Below are 6,775 nucleotides of genomic sequence, written 5' to 3'. Positions count from 1 at the left end.
GCAGGCTCATAGAAAACAACGCCCTTGTTTTCCATGCTTATCATAATATTTGCGGTTCCTAAATCTATTCCTATATCCATTTAGAATATTACCTTCTCTGACATATAATTTATTATTCTATCCTCGATATGATACGATTTTGAATATATTTTGTAAGAAGCAAGAATATGTATATCTGCAAATTTTTTTATTGCATTTGATGTTTTTTCTTTCTGATCATTATGCTGCTTACACAGTTACTCAATTTAATTATAACCTCTGTTTTACATAATGTCAATAGAAAAAAATTCTGCGGGAGAAAAAATCCCCCGCAGAAGCAATATCATAGTTTATTCGGAAAGGAAGCTTACAAATGCCTTGTAGGTCATATAAACGTCCAGCTTTGAAACTATCTCATAAGGAGCGTGCATACAGAGAACGGGAACGCCCACGTCGATAGTATCAACGTTCAGATTTGCGATATATGCCGCAACTGTTCCGCCGCCGCCCAGGTCTACCTTTCCAAGCTCGCCTGTCTGCCATACAACATTGTTATCGTCCATAAGCTTTCTGACTCTGCCCACAAACTCGGCGGAAGCGTCGGAGGTCCCCGATTTTCCTCTTGAGCCCGTAAACTTTGTGACTACAACGCCGTAGTTTATGAATGCGGCATTTCTGCGCTCAACTACATCGGGGAAGGTTGGGTCGAATGCGGCGTTTACGTCTGCGGACAGGCACTCGGAACGGCTGAGAACTGTTCTGCCGTCCATTCCGAAGCACTCTGCAAGATCGTGGATAAAATACTTGAGATAGGAGGAGCGGAGTCCCGTATTTCCGTCGGAGCCTGTTTCCTCCTTGTCGGTGAGGACAACAACTGCGGTCTTCTGAGGTATCTCCTTGCAGTCGAGAAGAGCTGTAAGAGCGGTGTATGCGCAGACCTTATCATCGTGACCGTATGCGCCTATCATACTTCTGTCAAAGCCGATATCCCTTGCCTTGAGTGCGGGTACCGCTTCAAGCTCGGCGGAAACGAAATCAGACTCGGTAATGCCGTACTTTTCATTCAGCAGGGACATAATGTTGAGCTTTACCTTTTCGCTTACGTCATCGTCTCTGAATGGACGGGAGCCGATGAGAATGTTAAGCTCCTCGCCCTTCAGTATCTCCCCTGCGCTGCGCTTCATCTGCTCCTGCGCAAGGTGAGGAAGAAGGTCGGTAACGCAGAAAACAGGGTCGCTCTCGTCCTCGCCTATGCTTACTCTTACAGCTGTTCCGTCAGCTTTGACGATAACGCCGTGAAGGGCAAGAGGAATGGTTCCCCACTGATATTTCTTGATGCCGCCGTAGTAATGGGTCTTGAAATAAGCGGTCTCGTCATTTTCGTAAAGAGGGTTCTGCTTGAGGTCAAGGCGGGGTGAATCAATATGAGCCGCAGCGATATGAACGCCCTGTAAAACAGGCTCCTTGCCAATATACGCAAGGATAACTGCCTTTTTGCGGTTCACATAGTACACCTTATCACCTGCTTTGAGAGACATATTTTTCTCAAAGGGCTTGTAGCCTGCCTTGACTGCGGCTGCTTCCGCAAATTCCACAGCTTCACGCTCTATCTTCGCGGTATCCATAAAGCTCTTGTAGCCTTCGCAGTACTCGTCGCAGAGCTTCATATCCTCCTCGGAGGTCCTGAGAACGCCGTTCTTTCTCTGTACGCAGAGCTTTTCCTGCAAAAGCTTTGCCGCTGATTTTTCCTTTTCCATAAAAATACTTCCTTTCGGTTATTTATACAGGTTATTATATGCTGAATATGCGTTCATAACCTTATTTACATAATGCTTTGTGGCAGATGAGGGGATATCGTCAAGAGTTTTCCCGTCTGAGCTGAGAGCGCTGTCCTCAAGCCACTTGTTCACATTTCCCCTGCCCGAATGATAGGCGGCAAGAGCGGTCTCATAATCGCCGTACTCATCGTAAAGGAGCATAAGAAGATATGTGCCGTACTCGATATTGTATTCGGGGACAAACATATGGTCATAGTCTATCTCACGTCCGTCCTTCATACGGTAGCCTACCCAGTCATATGCGTCCTCCATAAGCTGCATAAGCCCTCTTGCACCCACGTCCGACTCGGCAGAGGGGTCAAAATTGCTCTCGGTCTTGATGACGGCATAGATAAAATTGCTGTCCATACCGTATTTTGAGGAATATTTCTCCACATATTCGCTGTACTTCCGGGGATAAATATGATTTCTGCACAGGTCGGGAAGCTTATATATCCCCATTCCCAGCAGAATTATCAGCAGGATCGGCAGAACGGGGCTTCTTTTTCTTTTCCTCCGCACAGTTTTATCCGTTTGCTTTGGCATTGTAATACTCCTTGATCTTGCCTGCGACCTCCTCCGCCTTTGCGGCAAGGACGTCGGGAGTTTTATTGTTTTTGATGACAAAATCCGAATGATTAACAAAAAAATGCTCGGAATACTGGGACTCAAAGCGCCTTTTTGCTGCTTCGGGAGTGATGTTATCACGGGCAATTATCCGTCTGAGCCTTATGTCCTCGTCTGCGGTGACGCTTATGATAAGGTCACACAGGTCGTCTGCATTCGCCTCGAAGAGAGTGGGTGCGTCAAGGAGAATAAGCTCCTCGCCCTTCTCGGAAAGCTCGTCGATTCGGCTTATTATGAGGTAGATTATGTAGGGATAGATTATACCGTTAAGCTGCCTGAGCTTTTCCCTGTCGGAGAAAACTATGCCCCCCAGCCGCTTTCTGTTAAGGGTGCCGTCAGGGTTTATGATATCCCCACCGAATGCCTCGGCAAGCTCCTTCAGGCAGGGCTGTCCCTTTTCGGTGACTTCTCTTGAGATGATGTCTGCGTCAATGACTGCAAAGCCGTTCTGTGCAAAGACGCGGCTTACAGTGGTCTTTCCTGCGCCGCTCTGTCCCGTGAGACCCGTCACCCTTGCTCGTGTGCCGTTCAAAGGTTCACCACCTCAAATCCTGCGGCTCTGAGCAGCCTGTTATAGACCGCAAGACCCACTCCCGACTGCTCGGGACATCTTGCATATACCTGCTCCGTTCCCATATCGTCAAGGCTTCTGAGAACTGCAAAAAGCTCCCTCGCCTGCTCCTCTGAGGTATCGCCGTAGGTGATGTACTCAAAGGGGAAACCTTTTGCGTCAGAATCGAATATCATAGAGCAGACCCCACCGCCGTTATGAGCCGAAACATATTCCGTGAATTTTTCCAGAGTGCCGCAGAGGATAGTCACATTTGCCTTGGGTGAATAATGCTTGTACTTCATTCCGGGAGAAAGCACCTTCTCACCGTCGGAAATTTTCTCGGTAACGCCCTTGGCGCACACAGCATTATCCTCCCCCACAACGCCCCTTATATCCTCAAGGGACACAAAGCCCGGGCGGAGAAGCCTTACCTTTCCGTCCTTATCAAAGGAAACTACAGTAGACTCAACGCCCACTGCGCAGTCTCCCCCGTCAACGATGGCGGGTATCCTGCCGTTCATATCCTTATAAACGTGCATTGCCGTGGTGGGGCTGGGACTGCCCGAAAGGTTTGCGGAGGGAGCTGCCAGAGCGGTGCCGCTTCTGCGTATTATCTCACGTGCGATAGGGTGAACAGGGAAACGGATACCAACCGTATCCAGTCCGCCGCTGGTGGTCATAGGGACAATATCCCGTTTGGGCAGGACCATGGTAAGAGGTCCCGGCCAGAATGCCCTTGCCAGCTTATCGGCATTTTCGGGCACTTCGGTCACATATTTATATATGTCCGAAAACTCGCCGATATGTACGATAAGCGGATTATCCTGGGGTCTGCCCTTTGCTTTGAATATTTCGGAAACAGCGCTGCTGTTGAGCGCATCGGCAGCAAGCCCATAAACTGTTTCGGTGGGGATTCCCACCACACTGCCCTCACGCAGAAGAGCCGCCGCCTTTTCTATATCCTCCTCCGAGGAGGAAAGCATTTGTGTATCGTAATTCATAGTCTGATTTTCCTTAATGTTACTCATCGCCCTGTGCGGAAAGCTTTGCCGCCTGGTCCGCAGTCGCGAGAGCGTCTATTATCTCGTCCATATTGCCGTTAAGGATATGCTCGAGCCTGTAGATGGTAAGTCCTATCCTGTGGTCGGTAACACGTCCCTCGGGGAAATTGTAGGTGCGTATCCTTTCGGAACGGCTGCCTGTTCCCACCTGTGAACGTCTGTCCGAAGCTATCTTGTCATTCTGCTCTTCGGTGAGCTTGTCCAAAAGGCGGCTGCGGAGAATTTTCATTGCCTTGTCCTTGTTTTTGTACTGGCTGCGCTCGTCCTGACATTCCACCACAAGACCTGTGGGGATATGGGTAAGCCTCACCGCCGATTCGGTCTTGTTGATATGCTGACCGCCTGCGCCCGACGCTCTGAACACATCTGTCTTTATGTCCGCAGGATTTATTTCCAGCTCCACCTCGTCCGCCTCGGGAAGCACCGCAACGGTAACGGTAGAGGTGTGGATACGTCCCTGAGACTCGGTCTCGGGCACTCGCTGGACACGGTGAACGCCGCTTTCGTATTTAAGTCTCGAATAAGCGCCCTCGCCCTCAATGCTGAAGGATATTTCCTTAAAGCCGCCAAGCTCCGTAGGGTTTGCGTTAAGGATATCTATCTTCCACCTGCGCGACTCGGCGTACATGGAATACATTCTGAAAAGGGAATTTGCAAAAAGCGAAGCCTCATCGCCGCCTGCGCCGCCGCGTATCTCAATGATAACGTTCTTGTCATCGTTGGGGTCCCTGGGGATAAGGAGAATTTTCAGTTCCTCGGAAATTTCTGCGATACGCTCCTCGGCGTCCTCAAGCTCCGCTCTGGCAAGCTCCTTCATTTCCTTGTCACTGCCGCTTTCCTCAAGAAGCTCCTTTGCGCCGTCACGGTCATTTACGGCGGCAGTGTATTCGCGGTATTTCTCTACAATGGGAGTAAGGGATTTATATTCCTTCATCAGCTTTGCGTAAAGCTCGTTGTCGCTTATAATATCGGGACTGCTGAGTTTTTCGCTTATTTCCTCAAATCTGTCCTCAGTAAGTTTCAGTTTCTCAAACATCGGTTACTCCTCGTCTCGGCTCACAGCCTTGATGTTTTTTTCGATCTTGCTTCTCGGGACCATAAATTCCCTTCCGCAGCCTGTGCATCTTAGCTTGAAATCCATTCCCGACCGCAGCACGGTCATCTGCTTCGAGCCGCAGGGGTGATTTTTTTTCATTGTAAGCACGTCTCCCACTCGGATATCCATAGGCTGCCTCCTTTATGCAAAATCACATTAGTAATTTTTATTATACCACATTTCCCCTGCATTGTGCAACTTTTTTTCGTTTAATTTGCGAATAAATCAAAAAATACGGAATTGCACATAAATTTGCGCATATTTTTTGTTCATTTTAACAAGTATCGTCTATGCGCGATTATTTCGCCCTGTCTCGGGCAAACTTATTTTCGGAAAGATCTTTTGAAAGGAAAATGAGATTATGAGAATTACAGCACAGTTTGATTCGGTTGACAGCGCAGAATTTGCCGCTTTGGCGGTGCGCGGTCTTGGAGAAGGCATTTTTGATGTTTCCCTCACCGAGCGGAGAAAAAAAGTACATCGTGACGGTGATTTTGCGCCTATGGGATTTTTCACAAATCTGAACACGGGTACATTTCAGCCCCTTACTCCCGTTTCGGGTTTAGTTTCGGCGGATAGCGAAAGCTCAGAAAGCGTTTCTGCGGCGGTGGACATCATCTGCCGTCCCTCCGACGCAAAGCGTGTGGTGTCTGCGCTGATGAACAAGGGCGGTCATGATATAAAGGCAAGATAAAAACTCGGGGACTGCTTGATAAGGGCAGTCCCCGAGCTTTATCCTATCATATTTTCAACTATATCGCAGAACTCCTGCGGCATTTCCTTAACAGACCAGTGCTTGCAGTTTTTAAGTATCCGAGCCTCGGTGCCAACTACCTTTGCCGCACGGATAACGTCCTCTTTGGGCACCAGATCATCCTTTTCGCCGCTTATGAACATCACAGGCATTTTAAGCTTCCTAAGCTCGTTTACATAATATGGATACACGCCCTTTTCGGTGCAGGAGCTTCGCTGATAATCCTGCATTGCCTTGCCTGCACCGTCTGCGCGGCAGGCTTCAAGCATCTCGTCAATTATCTCATCTGTGATATTTTTCTTGTCACCTATAAGGGCATATGACGCAAGCCATTTTGCCATAAAACGGGAATTGGCTATCCACCGAAACTGCTTTAATGTAAGGTCGGTCTTGTGAATGTACCATAAAGAAAATTTGCCGAGGGGTATCTTTTCGGAAATTCCCCATGGGTCAACGGGAAACAGGGCAGCGACCCTTTCCCCGTACCTCAGCGCAAAGCCCATAGCCACAGCGCCGCCCATAGAAAGCCCTGCAAGAGCAAATTTCTCAAGTCCCAGGCTGTCCGCAAGCTCCCTCAGCGTTTCGATATGGATATCGTAAAAGCTGTCCCCCGCCATATTTTGGGGCTTGTCGCTTTTTCCGTAACCAAGCTGGTCGGGAGCGTAAACAGTAAACTTATCCGAAAATTTTCCCATTACCTCACGCCAGGAAAGCATTGCGCTGTCGCAGCCGCTGCCATGGAGAAGAATTATCTTCTTTTCACCGTTTCCCTGCTTGTAAACGTGGATATTTCCACGGGAGGTTATAATGTCAAGCTCTTCCATTACAGTCCTGCAAGCTCGCTCATCTGCTCCCTAACAGCAGGATAAACCTTGTCATAAAGCCTGA

General features: G+C 48.7%; 8 protein-coding genes. 1 reads left to right on the top strand and 7 read right to left on the bottom strand.

Going from position 1 to position 6,775, the window contains the following annotated elements; translation table 11 throughout:
- Nucleotides 1-329: 329 nt before the first annotated feature.
- From ACI4J0_RS09640 to ACI4J0_RS09615, 6 genes are read right to left on the bottom strand one after another with little or no spacing between them, the layout of a single operon-like run.
- Entirely contained in the window at nucleotides 330-1,736 is a 1,407-nt protein-coding gene (locus tag ACI4J0_RS09640; RefSeq protein ID WP_439765596.1) for an aminopeptidase, read from the bottom strand.
- A gap of 18 nt (nucleotides 1,737-1,754) precedes the next feature.
- Nucleotides 1,755-2,318, bottom strand: a complete 564-nt coding sequence (locus ACI4J0_RS09635) for a lytic transglycosylase domain-containing protein (protein WP_439765595.1) — start codon at nucleotides 2,316-2,318, stop codon at nucleotides 1,755-1,757.
- Nucleotides 2,319-2,322: 4 nt separating this feature from the next.
- A complete protein-coding gene (coaE, locus tag ACI4J0_RS09630) occupies nucleotides 2,323-2,955 on the bottom strand; it encodes a dephospho-CoA kinase (RefSeq protein ID WP_439765594.1) in 633 nt (210 codons plus the stop codon).
- On the bottom strand, nucleotides 2,952-3,977 hold the full coding sequence (locus tag ACI4J0_RS09625; RefSeq protein WP_439765593.1) for an L-threonylcarbamoyladenylate synthase: 1,026 nt from the start codon (nucleotides 3,975-3,977) through the stop codon (nucleotides 2,952-2,954). Before ACI4J0_RS09625 ends, coaE begins: the two co-directional genes overlap by 4 nt.
- Nucleotides 3,978-3,996: 19 nt before the next feature.
- Nucleotides 3,997-5,073: a peptide chain release factor 1 gene (prfA, locus tag ACI4J0_RS09620; RefSeq protein WP_439765592.1), complete on the bottom strand. Its 1,077-nt coding sequence runs from the start codon at nucleotides 5,071-5,073 to the stop codon at nucleotides 3,997-3,999.
- A gap of 3 nt (nucleotides 5,074-5,076) precedes the next feature.
- On the bottom strand, nucleotides 5,077-5,262 hold the full coding sequence (locus tag ACI4J0_RS09615) for a DUF951 domain-containing protein (RefSeq protein WP_432650767.1): 186 nt from the start codon (nucleotides 5,260-5,262) through the stop codon (nucleotides 5,077-5,079).
- A 232-nt stretch (nucleotides 5,263-5,494) separates the two neighbouring features.
- Here ACI4J0_RS09615 and ACI4J0_RS09610 point away from each other — a divergent pair, with 232 nt between their 5' ends.
- Nucleotides 5,495-5,827, top strand: coding sequence for a hypothetical protein (locus ACI4J0_RS09610; RefSeq protein ID WP_439765591.1), 333 nt, complete (start codon nucleotides 5,495-5,497; stop codon nucleotides 5,825-5,827).
- A 38-nt stretch (nucleotides 5,828-5,865) separates the two neighbouring features.
- On the opposite strand, the gene ACI4J0_RS09605 is transcribed toward ACI4J0_RS09610, so the two are convergent.
- A complete protein-coding gene (locus tag ACI4J0_RS09605) occupies nucleotides 5,866-6,711 on the bottom strand; it encodes an alpha/beta fold hydrolase (RefSeq protein ID WP_439765590.1) in 846 nt (281 codons plus the stop codon).
- Nucleotides 6,712-6,775 lie beyond the last annotated feature (64 nt).

The organism is Huintestinicola sp. (genome assembly GCF_051882455.1).
GTDB lineage: Bacteria > Bacillota > Clostridia > Oscillospirales > Ruminococcaceae > Huintestinicola.
Note: the sequence above shows the minus strand (reverse complement) of the source record. Positions and strands in the feature narration are given on the sequence as shown.

Coding starts and splice junctions, on each gene's coding strand:
- ACI4J0_RS09615 (WP_432650767.1), bottom strand. CDS start 5,262: ATGGATATCCGAGTGGGAGACGTGCTTACAATGAAAAAAAATCACCCC.
- ACI4J0_RS09610 (WP_439765591.1), top strand. CDS start 5,495: ATGAGAATTACAGCACAGTTTGATTCGGTTGACAGCGCAGAATTTGCC.
- ACI4J0_RS09625 (WP_439765593.1), bottom strand. CDS start 3,977: ATGAATTACGATACACAAATGCTTTCCTCCTCGGAGGAGGATATAGAA.
- ACI4J0_RS09640 (WP_439765596.1), bottom strand. CDS start 1,736: ATGGAAAAGGAAAAATCAGCGGCAAAGCTTTTGCAGGAAAAGCTCTGC.
- prfA (WP_439765592.1), bottom strand. CDS start 5,073: ATGTTTGAGAAACTGAAACTTACTGAGGACAGATTTGAGGAAATAAGC.
- ACI4J0_RS09605 (WP_439765590.1), bottom strand. CDS start 6,711: ATGGAAGAGCTTGACATTATAACCTCCCGTGGAAATATCCACGTTTAC.